Source organism: Nocardiopsis sp. MG754419 (assembly GCF_018207095.1).
Taxonomy (GTDB): Bacteria; Actinomycetota; Actinomycetes; order Streptosporangiales; family Streptosporangiaceae; genus Nocardiopsis.
Genome location: NZ_QOCZ01000059.1, coordinates 43,281 through 56,624 on the forward strand (window position 1 = coordinate 43,281; position 13,344 = coordinate 56,624).

Here is a 13,344-nt window from a genome sequence, read left to right on the forward strand (position 1 = left end):
AGACCGACATGAGCCTGCCACGCACCGTCCGCGCCGCCCGCGGCACCACCCTGTCCGCCAAGGGCTGGCAGCAGGAGGCGGCCCTGCGCATGTTCCACAACAACCTCGACCCGGAGGTCGCCGAACACCCCGAGGACCTCGTGGTCTACGGCGGAACCGGCCGGGCCGCCCGTGACTGGCGCAGCTTCGACCGCATCACCGCCTCCCTGCGCGACCTGGAGGGCGACGAGACCCTGCTCGTGCAGTCCGGCCGGCCGGTCGGCATCATGCGCACCCACGAGTGGGCGCCGCGCGTGCTCCTGGCCAACAGCAACCTCGTGGGCGACTGGGCGAACTGGCCCGAGTTCCGTCGGCTGGAGGCCGAGGGTCTGACCATGTACGGGCAGATGACCGCCGGTTCGTGGATCTACATCGGGACCCAGGGCATCCTCCAGGGCACCTACGAGACCTTCGCCGCGGTGGCCGCCAAGCGGTTCTCCGGCACGCTGGCCGGCACCATCACCCTCACCGCCGGTCTCGGCGGCATGGGCGGCGCGCAGCCGCTGGCCGTCACCATGAACGACGGCGTGGCGATCGTGGTGGAGTGCGACGGCAGCCGCATCGACCGTCGGATCGAACACCGCTACCTGGACGTGCGCGCCGACAGCCTCGACGAGGCCCTCGACCTCGCCGTGCGCGCCCGCGACGAGCGCCGCCCCCTGTCGATCGGGGTCCTGGGCAACGCCGCCGAGGTCTTCCCCGCGCTGCTCTCCCGGGGCGCTCCCATCGACATCGTCACCGACCAGACCTCGGCCCACGACCCGCTGGCCTACCTGCCGGTGGGCGTGTCCTTCGGAGACTGGAAGGAGTTGGCCGCGGCCAAGCCCGAGGAGTTCACCACCCGCGCCCGCGCCTCCATGGCCGCGCACGTGGAGGCGATGGTGGGCTTCATGGACGCCGGATCCGAGGTGTTCGACTACGGGAACTCGATCCGGGACGAGGCCCGCAGCGGCGGCTTCACCCGCGCCTTCGACTTCCCCGGCTTCGTGCCCGCCTACATTCGGCCCCTGTTCTGTGAGGGCAAGGGCCCGTTCCGCTGGGCCGCGCTGTCCGGCGACCCCGCCGACATCGCCCGCACCGACCGGGCCGTCCTGGACCTGTTCCCGGACAACGAGCACCTCGCCCGGTGGATCCGCATGGCCGGCGAGAGGGTCGCCTTCCAGGGGCTGCCGGCCCGCATCTGCTGGCTCGGGCAGGGCGAGCGCGCCGCGGCGGGGCAGCGCTTCAACGAACTCGTCGCCTCCGGTGAGATCTCCGCGCCCCTGGCCATCGGCCGCGACCACCTCGACACCGGGTCGGTCGCCTCGCCGTACCGCGAGACCGAGGGCATGAAGGACGGCTCCGACGCCATCGCCGACTGGCCCCTGCTCAACGCCCTGGTCAACACCGCCTCCGGAGCCTCCTGGGTGTCCATCCACCACGGTGGCGGCGTGGGCATGGGCCGTTCCCTGCACGCCGGGCAGGTCAGCGTCGCCGACGGCACCGACCTGGCCGCGGCCAAGCTCCAGCGGGTGCTCACCAACGACCCCGCCATGGGGGTCGTGCGTCACGTGGACGCCGGGTACGAGGACGCCGAGCGCGTCGCCGAGACCCACGGCATCCGGGTGCCCATGAAGGAGGGCGCGTGAGCTTCGACCGGCTCTGGGCCGACCTGCTGCCCGTCGGACGCTCCGCCGACGACGGCGGCTACCACCGGTACACCTGGGCGGGCGCCGACACCGACGCCCGCGCCTGGTTCACCGAGGCGGCCACCACCCGTGGCCTGGACGTGCGCACCGACCGCAACGGCAACCTGTGGGCCTGGTGGGGCGCCCCCGGTCCGGGTGCGGTCGCCACCGGCTCCCACCTGGACTCGGTCCCGAACGGCGGGGCCTTCGACGGTCCGCTCGGTGTCGTCGGCGCTCTGGCCGCCGTCGACGAGCTGCGCTCCCGCGGGTTCACCCCGGACCGATCCCTCGCGGTCGGCGTGTTCGTCGAGGAGGAGGGCGGCCGGTTCGGGGTGCCCTGCCTCGGCAGCCGCCTGGCGACCGGGGGGATCGATCCGGCCCGCGCTCGTGGCCTGACCGACGCCGCGGGCACGACCTGGGCCGAGGCGATGGCCGCCGCCGGCCTCGACCCGGACGGGATCGGCGCCGACCCCGACCTCATCGGGATGTTCGACGTCTTCGTCGAACTCCACGTGGAGCAGGGGCGCGCCCTGGCCGACACCGCCCACCCGGTGGGGGTGGCGAGCTCGATCTGGCCGCACGGGCGCTGGCGTATGGACTTCACCGGCCGCGCCGACCACGCGGGCACCACCCGCCTGCTCGACCGGGCCGACCCCATGCTCCCCCTGGCCCACACCATCCTGGCGGCCCGAGCCCTCGCCGAGGAGCACGAGGCACGGGCCACCGTCGCCAAGGCGCACATCACCCCCAACGGGACCAACGCCATTCCGTCCCTGGTCAGCGCCTGGCTCGACGCCCGTGCCGCCGACCAGGACGCTCTGGCCGCGGTGGTCGACGGCGTACGCGAGGCCGCCGACAGAGCGGCCCGTGACCACGGGGTCGCCCTGGCCGTGGCGGCCGAGTCCACCACACCCCTGGTGGAGTTCTCCCACGACCTGCGCGATCGTCTCGCCGGGATCGTGGCCGACCGGGTGCCGGAGTCGGCCGGTCCGGTGCCGATCCTGCCCACCGGCGCGGGACACGACGCCGGGGTCCTGTCCGCCCACGTGCCCACCGCGATGCTGTACGTGCGCAACCCCACCGGGGTGTCCCACTCCCCACGGGAGTGGGCCGACCCGGAGGACGGCCGCGCCGGGGTCGTCGCCCTGGCCGACGTCCTCTCCGACCTGCTCTCCGCCCCGGGAAGGACCACATGAACCGACCACGACGCCTCTGGTGCGAGCTGGCGTGGACGGGCGGCGCCGCCCCCGAACCGGGCGTCCTCCTGACCGTCGACGCCGGCCGGTTCACCTCGGTGCGCTCCGGCACCGCACGCCCCGACGACGCCGAACACCTGAGCGGGCTCACCCTGCCCGGACTCGCCAACGCCCACTCGCACGCCTTCCACCGGGCCCTGCGCGGTCGCACGCACGCCGACGGTGGCTCCTTCTGGACCTGGCGCGAGGTGATGTACCGGGCCTCCGAGGGTCTCGACCCCGACTCCTACCACCGGCTCGCCAGGGCCGTCTTCGCCGAGATGGCCCTGTCCGGGGTCGTGTCCGTGGGCGAGTTCCACTACCTGCACCACGCTTCGGGCGGTCGCCGCTACGACGACCCCAACGCCATGGGGCACGCCCTGGTCGCCGCCGCCGCCGACGCCGGTGTCCGCATCACCCTGCTGGACGTGTGCTACCTGGCCGGGGGCCTGGGCGAGGACGGACGCCACCTGCCGTTGTCCGGACCCCAACTGAGGTTCGGCGACGGTGACGTCCATGCCTGGGGCGAACGCGTGGCCGACCTGCACATCGAGGCCGACCACGCCCGGGTCGGCGTGGCCGCCCACTCGGTGCGCGCCGTACCTGTGTCGGACCTGCCCGAGGTGGCCCGCTTCGCCGCGGGCGGGGACCTGCCCCTGCACGTCCACGTGTCCGAACAGCCGGCGGAGAACGCCGCCTGCCGGGCCGCTCACGGACGCACCCCCACACGGGTGTTGGCCGACGCCGGGGCGCTCACCGAACGCACCACCCTGGTGCACGCCACCCACCTGACCGACGACGACGTCGCCACCGTCCGCGCGCACGGTTCGGCGGTGTGCCTGTGCCCGACCACCGAACGCGATCTCGCCGACGGACTGCCGCGCACCGGCGACCTGGTCGCCGCCCCCGGGGCGGTCCCCCTGAGCCTGGGCAGCGACCAGCACGCCCACCTCGACCTGTTCGAGGAGGCGCGCGCTGTGGAGTCGCACGAGCGCCTGCGCACGCACCGCAGGGGCACCCTGGACTCCCGGGCGCTTCTGCGCGCCGCCACCCTTCACGGCCACACCGGTCTGGGCTGGGAGGACGCCGGCGCTCTCGTGCCCGGCACTCGCGCGGACCTGGTCAACGTCCCGCTCGACAGCGTGCGCCTGGCCGGGCCGGACCCCGCCCGGGCGACCGACGCCGTGGTCTTCGCCGCCACCGCGACCGACGTCCGCCACGTGTTGGTGGACGGCGCCTGGACCGTGCGCGACGGCGTCCACACCCGCCTGCCCGACACCGCCCGTGAACTCGACTCCGTGATCAAGGAGCTTCTGTGAGCACCGACGTCCCCGGCACCGTCCTGGTCGACGGCATCGCCACCCTGGTCACCAACGACCCCTCCCTCGGGTCGGGGCCGCTCGGTGAGATCGCCGACGCCGCCCTGGTCCTGGAGGGCGACCGCGTCGCCTGGGCGGGACCGAGCGCCGCCGCGCCCGCCGCCGACGTGCGGATCGACGCCGACGGACGCTGCGTCGTCCCCGGTTTCGTGGACAGCCACTCCCACATCGTCTTCGCCGGGGACCGCAGCCGTGAGTTCGCCGCCCGGATGAGCGGCACCCCCTACTCCGCGGGCGGGATCCGCACCACCGTCGCCGCCACCCGCGCCGCCTCCGACACCGTGCTCCTGGACGGAGCGCGCCGCTTCGTCCGTGAGGCCCACGCCCAGGGCACCACCACCCTGGAGGTCAAGTCGGGGTACGGGCTCACCGTCGACGACGAGCGTCGCTGCCTGGAGGTGGCCGGACGCGTCACCGACGAGGTCACCTACCTGGGCGCCCACGTGGTCGCCCCCGAGTACGCCGACGACCCGGGCGGCTACGTCGACCTCGTCACCGGGGCCATGCTGGACGCGTGCGCCCCGCACGCCCGCTGGGTGGACGTGTTCTGCGAACGGGGCGCCTTCGACGAGGACGCCTCGCGCCGTGTGCTCACAGCCGGCATGGAGCGGGGACTGCTGCCCCGCGTGCACGGCAACCAACTGGGGGAGGGGCCGGGGGTGCGCCTGGCCGTGGAGTTGGGCGCCGCGTCGGTCGACCACTGCACCTACCTGACCAGCGAGGACGTGGACGCTCTGGCACAGGCGGCAGGCCGCCCCGACCCCACGGTGGCCACGCTTCTGCCGGGCGTGGACTTCTCCACCCGGCAGCCCTACCCGAACGCACGCGCGCTCATCGACGCCGGAGCGGTGGTGGCCCTGGCCAGCGACTGCAACCCGGGGTCGTGCTTCACCTCCAGCCTGGCCTTCTGCATCGCCGTGGCCGTCCGCGACATGGAGATGACCCCGGACGAGGCGGTGTGGGCGGCCACCAAGGGAGGGGCCCTGGCCCTGCGCCGCACCGACGTGGGCCACCTGGCCCCCGGTGCCCGCGCCGACCTCACCCTGCTGGACGCCCCCAACCACCTCTACCTGGCCTACCGGCCGGGCGTCCCGCAGGTCGCGGCGGTGTGGAAGGACGGTGCGCTCGTCGCCGGTCGTCCCTAGGGCGTGTTGTGGGGCCCGCCGGCCCGCGGAACATCCCGCGTGGGTGCGGGGATCCGTGTGCTCTCGGAACCTCCATCGACATCCGTGCGCAAGAACACGGACGGTTCCCTCGGACGCAGCGTGAACTCAACGGGCGGTTGATCTCGCGGAAACCTTCGGCCCCCACAGTGGGAACCACGTCGGTGCGCGAACCTCCGCCGCGACACAGCGCGGTGGTGCGGCGGAGGGAGCACCCACACCCAGGGGGTCGCCCGTGAGTCTGTGGCGTGTACGAACGGTGGTCGAGGATCGCCCGGGTGGTCTTCGCGGGGTCGTGGAGGCGCTCGCCGCCCAGGGCGGCGACATCGTGGGTCTGAGCATCCACACCGACGTGTCCGGCGTGGTGGACGAGTTCGTGGTGGACCTGCCCGGCGACCACGGTGCCGCGCTGCGGGCGCTGTCCGACCTCCATCCGAACGGCTCCGTGACGGCCGTGCCCGCGGGCAGGCGCGAGGTCGGCGACGACGTCACCCGAGCCCTGCTGCTCACCGCCCGGCTGCGCGCCCATCCCAACCGCCTGCCGGACGCCCTGGCCGAACTGTTGCGGGCCGACGAGGCCCGCTGGACCAACCTCACCGCCCGGGACGTGGATCGCGACACCGTGATGCTGGTGCCGGTGGGGCCGCTGCGCGGGGTCCTGGTCCGCCGGGCCTCCCACCCCTTCACCTGGACCGAGACGAGTCGCGCGGACGCTCTGGTGCGTTCGGTCATGCCCTCCACCGGCCCCGTGCCCACCGACCGCGTGGTGCGCACCGAGGACGGGCGGGAGCTGTCCCTGCGGCAGGTGACGGAGAGCGACGCCGCGGCCCTGCGCGATCTGCACCGCCGCTGTTCGCCCCGGACGATGCGCGACCGCTACCTCGCGGGGATCCGCGCGTTGTCCCCGCGGATGGCGCGGGTGTTCTGCGACCCCGAGCGCGGTCTCACCCTGGCGGTGCGACCCGAGGGCGAGGACGCGCCCGTGGCGCTGGCCCACCTGATGTACACCCTGGACCCGGGGGTCGGCGAGATCGCCTTCCTGGTGGAGGACTCCTGGCAGGGCCGGGGCGTGGGCACCGCGCTGGTGCGGGCGCTCACGGTCATCGCCGCCGACTGGGGGCTCGCCGAGGTGCGGGCCGAGACCACACTGGCCAACACCGGGATGCTGCGGATCATGCGGCGGTTCGGCGCCGCGATCCGGACCCAGGCGGGCGTCTACGTGCACGCGCGACTGCCGGTCGCGGAGGCGATCCAGGCCGGACTGGCGGACCGGAACCACGGCGGCCGCTCGGTCCGCCGTCGAGGGGCCGACTGAGGTCCCTGCCGCCCCGCGAGGGGCGGACACGAACGCGGGGGTCGGCGGCCACTGGGGGTGTCGCCGACCCCCGTCTCGCCATTGACGCGATGAGGCCGTCTTCCCGCCGTCAGGCGACGGGGAACGTCCTACTCGTCGTCGCCGTCGGCGCTGTCGTTCTCGGGCCGGTCGTCCTGGGCCGGAGTGGCCTTCTTGGCACGGCGCTTCTTCACCGGACGCGAGTAGTCGACCAGGGGCTCGACCCGCGTCTCGTGCTCCTTGAAGCACTCCTCGCAGGCGTCGACCTCACGGACGGCGCCCTCCCAGGCGAACTGGATGACCTCAGAGGCCTCGACCTTCTCCTCGCGGACGGCGTGGGGGTCGCAGTACTTGCGCGTGAAGACCTCGGTGACCACGGCGGGGATTTCCCTTCGGTATCGCGTGAACAGTGCGGACCCCGTAATCATACACGTGTACGAACGACGAGACCGGAGTCGATCCGGTGCGCCGGTATGGGTTCGGGGTCGCCCCGAAGCCTAGCGAAGACGGAGGGGTCTCCGCGCCGTGCGGAGGGTCGCGCGCCTCCGATGACCTGCCCCTCCTGAGCGGCGCGCGGCGACGCGGAGACGCGCCGGATCGGCCCCGGGCGAAATCGACTCCGGCGTCACGGTGTTCGGAGTTCCTTCCTCTTCCTCCTTTTTCGACGAGCTGTTCGCGGCAACCGATTTGTGTATTTGGTGAACACGGTGCTCGGGCGCTCGTTAGTGTGAACCCCGATCGGAACGAGGTCGGGCGAATCGCGCACATCGACGCGGCGAGAGCCGACCCGTTCCCGCCGGATCCGGACGACGCCGTGGGGGAGCGGCGCCCGGAAGTCGCACAACGATCGTCGGGGGGACGAGTCGTGGTCGAGTACATGGAGGGCACGTCCGGAAGACGTGCGGAGCACGAGGGGGAGCGCAACGGTCCCGGTGACGGGCCGGTGCGCGCACGCGCCCGAGCCGAGGCCGACATGACGCACACGTGCGAACGCATGTCGGTCGATCCGCGTTTCGTGAAACTCCGGCGCCGGTTCGCCGTGCAGTTCTCACTTCTGGTCATCGTCTTCCTGGGCGGTTACCTGACCTATCTCCTCCTTTCCGCGTACGCCCGGGATTTCATGCGCGTGCAGATCCTCGATTCGATCAATGTCGCCCTGGTTCTGGGAATCGGGCAGTTCCTGCTCACCTTCGTTCTCGCCTGGGCCTTCGGTCGTTTCTCGGCCCGTTCCCTCGATCCGCTGGCCGAGGAGATCCGCGATCGCGCGTGTGAGGAGGACGCCATCGGCGCACGGGTGGTGAACCGATGAACGCCTTCACCCTGAGCGAGCTGTTCGACGGACGCTTCGGCGCGGCCCACGCCTGGACCATCGGGCTGTGCGCGCTGTTCGTCCTCGTCACGTTGGCGATCACCCTTCGGGCCCGGAGCACCACCAAGGGCGCCGTCGACTTCTACGCCGGCGGCCGCGGCTTCTCCAGCACACAGAACGGGCTCGCCCTCACCGGCGACTACCTGTCGGCCGCGTCCTTCCTCGGTATCGCCGGGATGATCGCGCTCCAGGGCTACGACGGGTTCCTGTACTCCATCGGTTTCCTGGTGGCCTGGCTGCTGGTGCTGCCCATGGCCCAGCTGATGCGCAACACCGGCCGGTTCACCATGGCCGACCTGCCGGCCTTCCGTATGCGTCGGATGCGGGTCCGTATGGCCTGCACCGTCTCCACGGTCACGGTGTGCGTGTTCTACCTGGTCGCACAGATGGTCGGCGCGGGCGCCCTGGCGTCGGTGCTCATGGGGCTCCACGACGGCGGCACCTTCCTCGGGATGGACGCCGACCAGGCCCGCACCGCCGCGATCGTGCTCGTGGGCGTGCTGATGATCGTCTACGTCGTGTGCGGGGGGATGAAGGCCGCCACCTGGTTGCAGATCGTCAAGGCCGTGCTGTTGTTGGCCGCCACCGGTCTGCTCACCGTCATGGTGCTGGCCCTGTTCTCCTTCGACCCGCGCGCCCTGCTGTCCGAGGCGGCCGAGGCCAGCGGTCAGGGGCGGGCCTTCCTGGAACCGGGCCTGCGCTTCGGCGTCGAGGTGCCCGGGGAGGCGGCCCGCACCTTCTTCAACAAGATGGACCTCATCAGTCTGGGGCTGGCCCTGGTCCTGGGAACCGTGGCCCTGCCGCACATCCTCATGCGCTTCTACACCGTGCCCGACGGTCGGGCGGCGCGTTCGTCGGTGAACCGCACCATCGTGATGGTCGGCGCCTTCTACCTGATGACCCTCGCCCTGGGGTTCGGCGCCGCCGCGCTGGTGGGCGCGGAACGGATCATGTCCCTGGACCCCTCGGGCAACTCGGCGGTACCGATGCTCGCCGAGGAGTTGGGCCGGCTCGCGGCCGGCCCCGTGGGCGGGGCCGTGCTGCTGGCGCTGATCTCCGCGGTCGCCCTGGCCACCATCCTGGCGGTCATCGCCAGCCTCACCCTGGCCTCCTCGACCTCCATCGCACACGACCTGTTCGGCCACATTCTCATGTGGGGGCGTCCGCGCGAGTCCCAGGAGGTGAGCGTGGCCCGTTTCGCCGCCTGCCTCGTGGGCGCCGTCTCCATCGCCCTGGCGGTCCAGGCCCAGGAACAGAACGTCGCCTTCCTGGTCGGTCTGGCCTTCGCGATCGCCGCGGCGGCCAACCTTCCCGTCATCGTGCTCACGCTCTTCTGGCGTCGCTTCAACACCAGGGGCGTGGAGTGGGGCATCTACGGCGGCCTGTCGGCCACCCTGCTGTTGATGCTCTTCTCCCCGGTGGTGTCCGGCAAGACCCACCCGGTCACGGGGGAGAACCTGTCGGTGCTGCCCGCCGGGATCGACATCCAGTTCTTCCCCATGGAGAACCCGGCGTTGGTGGCCGTTCCCCTCGGCTTCGCCTTCGCCGTCATCGGCAGCCTGCTCTCGCCCGAGCGCAACAACGCCCGCTTCACCGAACTCCGGGTGCGTTCGCTCACCGGTTGGGGCGTCGACCGGGGTTAGACGGTGTCGTTCGCCTCGGCCGACGGTCGAGCCCTGCCGCGGCGCGGGACCGACACCACCGGTGCGGTACCCGCGACGGGGCCGTCGGACACGCACGGGCGGTCCCGGCCACGGGCGGGGGCGGTCTCAGGTCCGGTGGGGGCGGGCGTTCTCCATGGACACGGCGAGTTCGTCCAACAGACCCGGCAGGGCGGGCAGCGCCCGCGCCGTCCGCGCCCAGGAACGCTCGACCTCGGCCACCCACGCCTCCACCGACATCTCCTGCGAACGGCGTAGCGAGCGCAGCAGGGCCCAGGCGGCGACGGCCACCAACGGGCGGGCGAGCCCGCGGCCGCGCACCTCCAGCGAGGTGGCGACCGACCACCGGCCGTTCGGTCCGGGCGACGGCAGTGCCTCGCCGACGGCGCGCACCAGGGGATGCCTCACCTCGAACCGGGCGGGGGCGGGGCCCTCGGTCCCCGACAGCCGCGCGTACCACCCGGGTAGGTCGATGTGGGCGCTCACCTCCACCCGCAGTAGGGAGGAGTCCTTCCCGAGGAGGCCCACCGGTGTCGGGAAGCGCATCCGGCCCCGCGCCGTCAGGGTCCGGGCGGCCCGGTCGTGCGTCACGGTGCCACGCGTCACCGGGTCCTCGAAACCGGTCGCCTCGGGGTCCTCGCGCATGGCGAAGTCGACCGTGCAGTCGCCCTCGGGCTCCCAGGAGGTCAGGGCCAGGTCCGTGCCCACCCACCCCTCGGCGCCCTCGGAGAAGGCGGGCGTCCCGTCCTCGTCGACCGTGCTGAGGAGGTAGTGGGCGCCTGGTGTCAGGTGCTCGCCCGACACCAGGCGCAGGGAACTCTCGGTGTCCATGAGGCGCAGCTCCAGGGAGCGCTCCTCGACGGAGACCTCGGTCTCGGTGCTCGGGCGCCCGTGCTCGGCCACCTGGGCGGCGCGTTGCCGCTCCAGCTCCCGCAACTCCTCCGCGAGGCGTTCGGCCCGGGCGCCGCGCTGCTCCTCCTGCTCCCTCCGCGCCTGCGGATCGACCACACCGAGTTCCTCGGCTCGCCGCTCCAACCGCTCCAGCTCCGCCTCGTCGGGGACCACCAGCACCCCGGCGTCGTCGAACCGTGCGCTGCGCAGGACCCGGTGCACACCGTCGACCGCGTCGACGACGTCCTCACGTTCCCACGCGTCCAGGTCCAGGGTGTGGCTCAGGCGGGGCATGTCCCCTCCGCTTCGGCTGGTGGATCGGTGCGGGCCCGCTCATTGTGGTCTCCGGAGGCGGCGGTGGACAAGTTCGGGGCGGACACGGAAGGGGCACGGGTGCCCGAGCGCGCGTCGGGCGGGCACCATAGGGGCCATGACGAGACTCATCGTGCTGTTGCGCGGGATCAACGTCGGGGGTCACCGGAAGGTGGGCATGGCGGATCTGCGCGCGCTGCTGTCCGGGCTCGGCTACACCGACGTGGCCACCTACGTCCAGAGCGGCAACGCCGTCCTCACTGCCCCGGAGGGGATGGCGGCCGCACCCGAGGACGCGGCCGCGCGGATCCGCACGGCGATCGCCGAGGCGTGGGGCCTGGACGTGGGCATCGTGGTGCGCACCGTCGAACGGTGGCGTGCCACGGTGGCGGACAACCCCCTGGAGGTACCGGACCCCGCCCGCTTCCTGGTGCTGTTCGCCGCCGATCCCATCGACCCCGACGTGCTCGCCGACGTGGACCCCGCCGACCGACCGGACGAGGTCGTCGCGCTGGGGCCGGATGTGGCCTACACCCGTCACCGTGACGGTCTCCGGTACGCCAAGTACCCGGACCTGCTGGCCAGGCGCCTGCCGGGCGTCACCACCGGGCGCAACTGGCGCACGGTCCTGCGCCTGCTGGAGATGGCCGAGGACGGCTGAGGTCCGGGTGAGGGCGCGGACTGTCCGAGAGATGTATCCGGTGAGAGCGCGGCGGGCGACCGTCGTCACGACCACGGAAGAGGGGTGGGGTCGGTGCCCAGGCGGTGGACCGTGATCCTGAGGGACCGGGCGGACGCGGCGCGCCCGATCCGGCCGGAGGACTGCCACGGGCTGCTCAACCACTGGTGGCCGCAGTCCGATCGCGAACACACCGCGGCCAAGCGCTGGGCGATGCACGGGTGGCCCCGCCCCCTGGGGGACCGGCTCCACCACTGGACCCTCACCTGGCTGGACGACGTGACGCCCCCGGCCCTGGACCCGGTCGACCTGGTCGGCGTCCCCCAGCGCATCGGAGACCACCTCCTGGAGCCGCTGTCGGTCACGCCGACCTTCGACCGCACCTACACCGAGATGCTCACCGGGGAACAGGGCCGGTCCCGGGTACGGACGGCCGAACTGCGTGCCCTGACCCCGGTGGTGACCACCATCCGCGACACCACGGGTGAGCGCATCCCGCACATCTGGCCCGCCCCCCGACGGCTCTTCGGCGCGGTGCACCGTTCCGGCGGAGGGATCGTCGGCGGCAGTGGCGCGGTGGGCGCGGTGGCCCGGTTCGCACCGCCGGATCTGGCCGAACCCTGGCTGGAGCGCGCCCTGCCCGCCCTCTCCCTCATCCGGCGTTCCCCACTGCCGGGCGAGGAGGTGCGGCTGACCGAGCACCACCACGCCGAGAAGCGCACCGTGCTCGGCTGGCTGGGCGGGATGCGCCTGGAACTCACCGCCGCGACACCGAGCCCCACCGACACCTTCGCCACCCTGTTGGCACTGCTCGAACTCACCGGGATCGGCAAGTACACCGCCCAGGGGTTCGGCATGGTCCGGGTGGACACGGTGACGACCGATCGCACCACGGTCGAGGTGCCCGCGCCCCGGGCCGGGCACGGCGCGCATCGGGTCCGGCGGGCCCGCGCCCGAAGGGTGGGCGGCGCGCCCGCCGCCGTCGCGGCCGACGCCGAGGAGTTCGGCGGGACCCTGTTCGACTGACCCCCAGACCGCCGGTTCCCGCCCGAGGACGGAGGGCGGGGGCCGGTGTGGACCGCGGCGGCACCACCGCCGTCGCAGGAGTCGGCTCCCACCCGGTGGACGGGGTGGGAGCCGACCGTGCTCGCGGGTCTCACACCCGCCCCTCGCGGGGGGTCGTGCCCGGTCCGGTGCCGCGTTCCCTCAGATCACGGGCGAGTCCCCGCAGATGCGGTACCAGGTCCTCCGGCGTCAGGTCGGGGCCGGAGCGTTCGGCTGTGGAGGAGCGTTCGCGCCCGGACGATCCGAACGGTTCGCGGGGGTGCGGGATCGGCATCGGAGGCCTTTCTCGGAGGGGAGGTACGCGTGCGCGCGCTCCCGGTGGTTCCCTGCGGACGGTGGGGACCGCGACGCGTCCGTCACCGAGGTCTCTCGGACAGTCGCGGTCGGACCGGGGCCGCCGCGTGACCGGATGGGGCCGGCGGGGTGACGACGCGGTGTGACTCCTGATATCCGTGGTGCTGTCGGCGCCGCCGTCCGAGAGAGACACCCGAGGCTCGCGTCGGCGCCCACGCCGTGCCCGCCCCCGGGTCACGCGACACCCGCACACGAGG

At 72.9% G+C, this 13,344-nt stretch carries 12 protein-coding genes; 9 read left to right on the forward strand and 3 right to left on the reverse strand.

Annotated features, from left to right (window positions below):
- Positions 1–8: 8 nt before the first annotated feature.
- The 5 genes from hutU to DSY14_RS13745 all read left to right on the forward strand — a co-directional run bounded on the left by hutU (position 9) and on the right by DSY14_RS13745 (position 6,798).
- On the forward strand, positions 9–1,667 hold the full coding sequence (gene hutU, locus DSY14_RS13725) for a urocanate hydratase (protein ID WP_211716924.1): 1,659 nt from the start codon (positions 9–11) through the stop codon (positions 1,665–1,667).
- On the forward strand, positions 1,664–2,902 hold the full coding sequence (locus DSY14_RS13730; protein ID WP_211716925.1) for an allantoate amidohydrolase: 1,239 nt from the start codon (positions 1,664–1,666) through the stop codon (positions 2,900–2,902). Before hutU ends, DSY14_RS13730 begins: the two co-directional genes overlap by 4 nt.
- A complete protein-coding gene (locus DSY14_RS13735) occupies positions 2,899–4,260 on the forward strand; it encodes a formimidoylglutamate deiminase (RefSeq protein ID WP_211716926.1) in 1,362 nt (453 codons plus the stop codon). Before DSY14_RS13730 ends, DSY14_RS13735 begins: the two co-directional genes overlap by 4 nt.
- A complete protein-coding gene (gene hutI / locus DSY14_RS13740) occupies positions 4,257–5,465 on the forward strand; it encodes an imidazolonepropionase (protein ID WP_211716927.1) in 1,209 nt (402 codons plus the stop codon). Before DSY14_RS13735 ends, hutI begins: the two co-directional genes overlap by 4 nt.
- 253 nt (positions 5,466–5,718) lie before the next feature.
- The gene (locus DSY14_RS13745) at positions 5,719–6,798 is read left to right on the forward strand and encodes a GNAT family N-acetyltransferase (RefSeq protein WP_211716928.1); all 1,080 of its coding nucleotides are present in this window, start codon (positions 5,719–5,721) and stop codon (positions 6,796–6,798) included.
- A gap of 128 nt (positions 6,799–6,926) precedes the next feature.
- Here the strand turns inward: DSY14_RS13745 and DSY14_RS13750 are convergent, their stop codons facing one another.
- Positions 6,927–7,193, reverse strand: a complete 267-nt coding sequence (locus DSY14_RS13750; protein WP_211716929.1) for a hypothetical protein — start codon at positions 7,191–7,193, stop codon at positions 6,927–6,929.
- 488 nt (positions 7,194–7,681) lie between these two features.
- Here DSY14_RS13750 and DSY14_RS13755 point away from each other — a divergent pair, with 488 nt between their 5' ends.
- Both DSY14_RS13755 and DSY14_RS13760 read left to right on the forward strand, forming a co-directional pair.
- Positions 7,682–8,125 carry a DUF485 domain-containing protein gene (locus tag DSY14_RS13755; RefSeq protein WP_374224011.1) on the forward strand — a complete coding sequence of 148 codons (444 nt, stop codon included), beginning with the start codon at positions 7,682–7,684 and terminating at the stop codon, positions 8,123–8,125.
- Entirely contained in the window at positions 8,122–9,828 is a 1,707-nt protein-coding gene (locus DSY14_RS13760; RefSeq protein ID WP_211716930.1) for a cation acetate symporter, read from the forward strand. The genes DSY14_RS13755 and DSY14_RS13760 overlap by 4 nt, the downstream gene beginning before the upstream one ends.
- A 126-nt stretch (positions 9,829–9,954) precedes the next feature.
- Here DSY14_RS13760 and DSY14_RS13765 read toward each other — a convergent pair whose 3' ends face one another.
- Positions 9,955–11,031 (reverse strand): hypothetical protein, encoded by a 1,077-nt coding sequence (locus tag DSY14_RS13765; protein ID WP_211716931.1) that lies wholly within the window; start codon positions 11,029–11,031, stop codon positions 9,955–9,957.
- A gap of 136 nt (positions 11,032–11,167) precedes the next feature.
- On the opposite strand from DSY14_RS13765, the gene DSY14_RS13770 reads away from it, so the two are divergent.
- Positions 11,168–11,710 (forward strand): DUF1697 domain-containing protein, encoded by a 543-nt coding sequence (locus tag DSY14_RS13770; RefSeq protein ID WP_249187832.1) that lies wholly within the window; start codon positions 11,168–11,170, stop codon positions 11,708–11,710.
- Positions 11,711–11,803: 93 nt separating this feature from the next.
- On the forward strand, positions 11,804–12,754 hold the full coding sequence (gene cas6, locus DSY14_RS13775) for a CRISPR system precrRNA processing endoribonuclease RAMP protein Cas6 (RefSeq protein ID WP_211716932.1): 951 nt from the start codon (positions 11,804–11,806) through the stop codon (positions 12,752–12,754).
- A 130-nt stretch (positions 12,755–12,884) separates the two neighbouring features.
- On the opposite strand, the gene DSY14_RS13780 is transcribed toward cas6, so the two are convergent.
- Positions 12,885–13,067, reverse strand: a complete 183-nt coding sequence (locus DSY14_RS13780; protein ID WP_211716933.1) for a hypothetical protein — start codon at positions 13,065–13,067, stop codon at positions 12,885–12,887.
- Positions 13,068–13,344: the final 277 nt, after the last annotated feature.

Bases quoted from the DNA above. Each gene is read 5' to 3' on its own strand.
- hutU (WP_211716924.1), top strand. From the start codon at position 9: ATGAGCCTGCCACGCACCGTCCGCGCCGCCCGCGGCACCACCCTGTCC.
- DSY14_RS13735 (WP_211716926.1), top strand. From the start codon at position 2,899: ATGAACCGACCACGACGCCTCTGGTGCGAGCTGGCGTGGACGGGCGGC.
- DSY14_RS13760 (WP_211716930.1), top strand. From the start codon at position 8,122: ATGAACGCCTTCACCCTGAGCGAGCTGTTCGACGGACGCTTCGGCGCG.
- DSY14_RS13765 (WP_211716931.1), bottom strand. From the start codon at position 11,031: ATGCCCCGCCTGAGCCACACCCTGGACCTGGACGCGTGGGAACGTGAG.
- DSY14_RS13770 (WP_249187832.1), top strand. From the start codon at position 11,168: ATGACGAGACTCATCGTGCTGTTGCGCGGGATCAACGTCGGGGGTCAC.
- DSY14_RS13780 (WP_211716933.1), bottom strand. From the start codon at position 13,067: ATGCCGATCCCGCACCCCCGCGAACCGTTCGGATCGTCCGGGCGCGAA.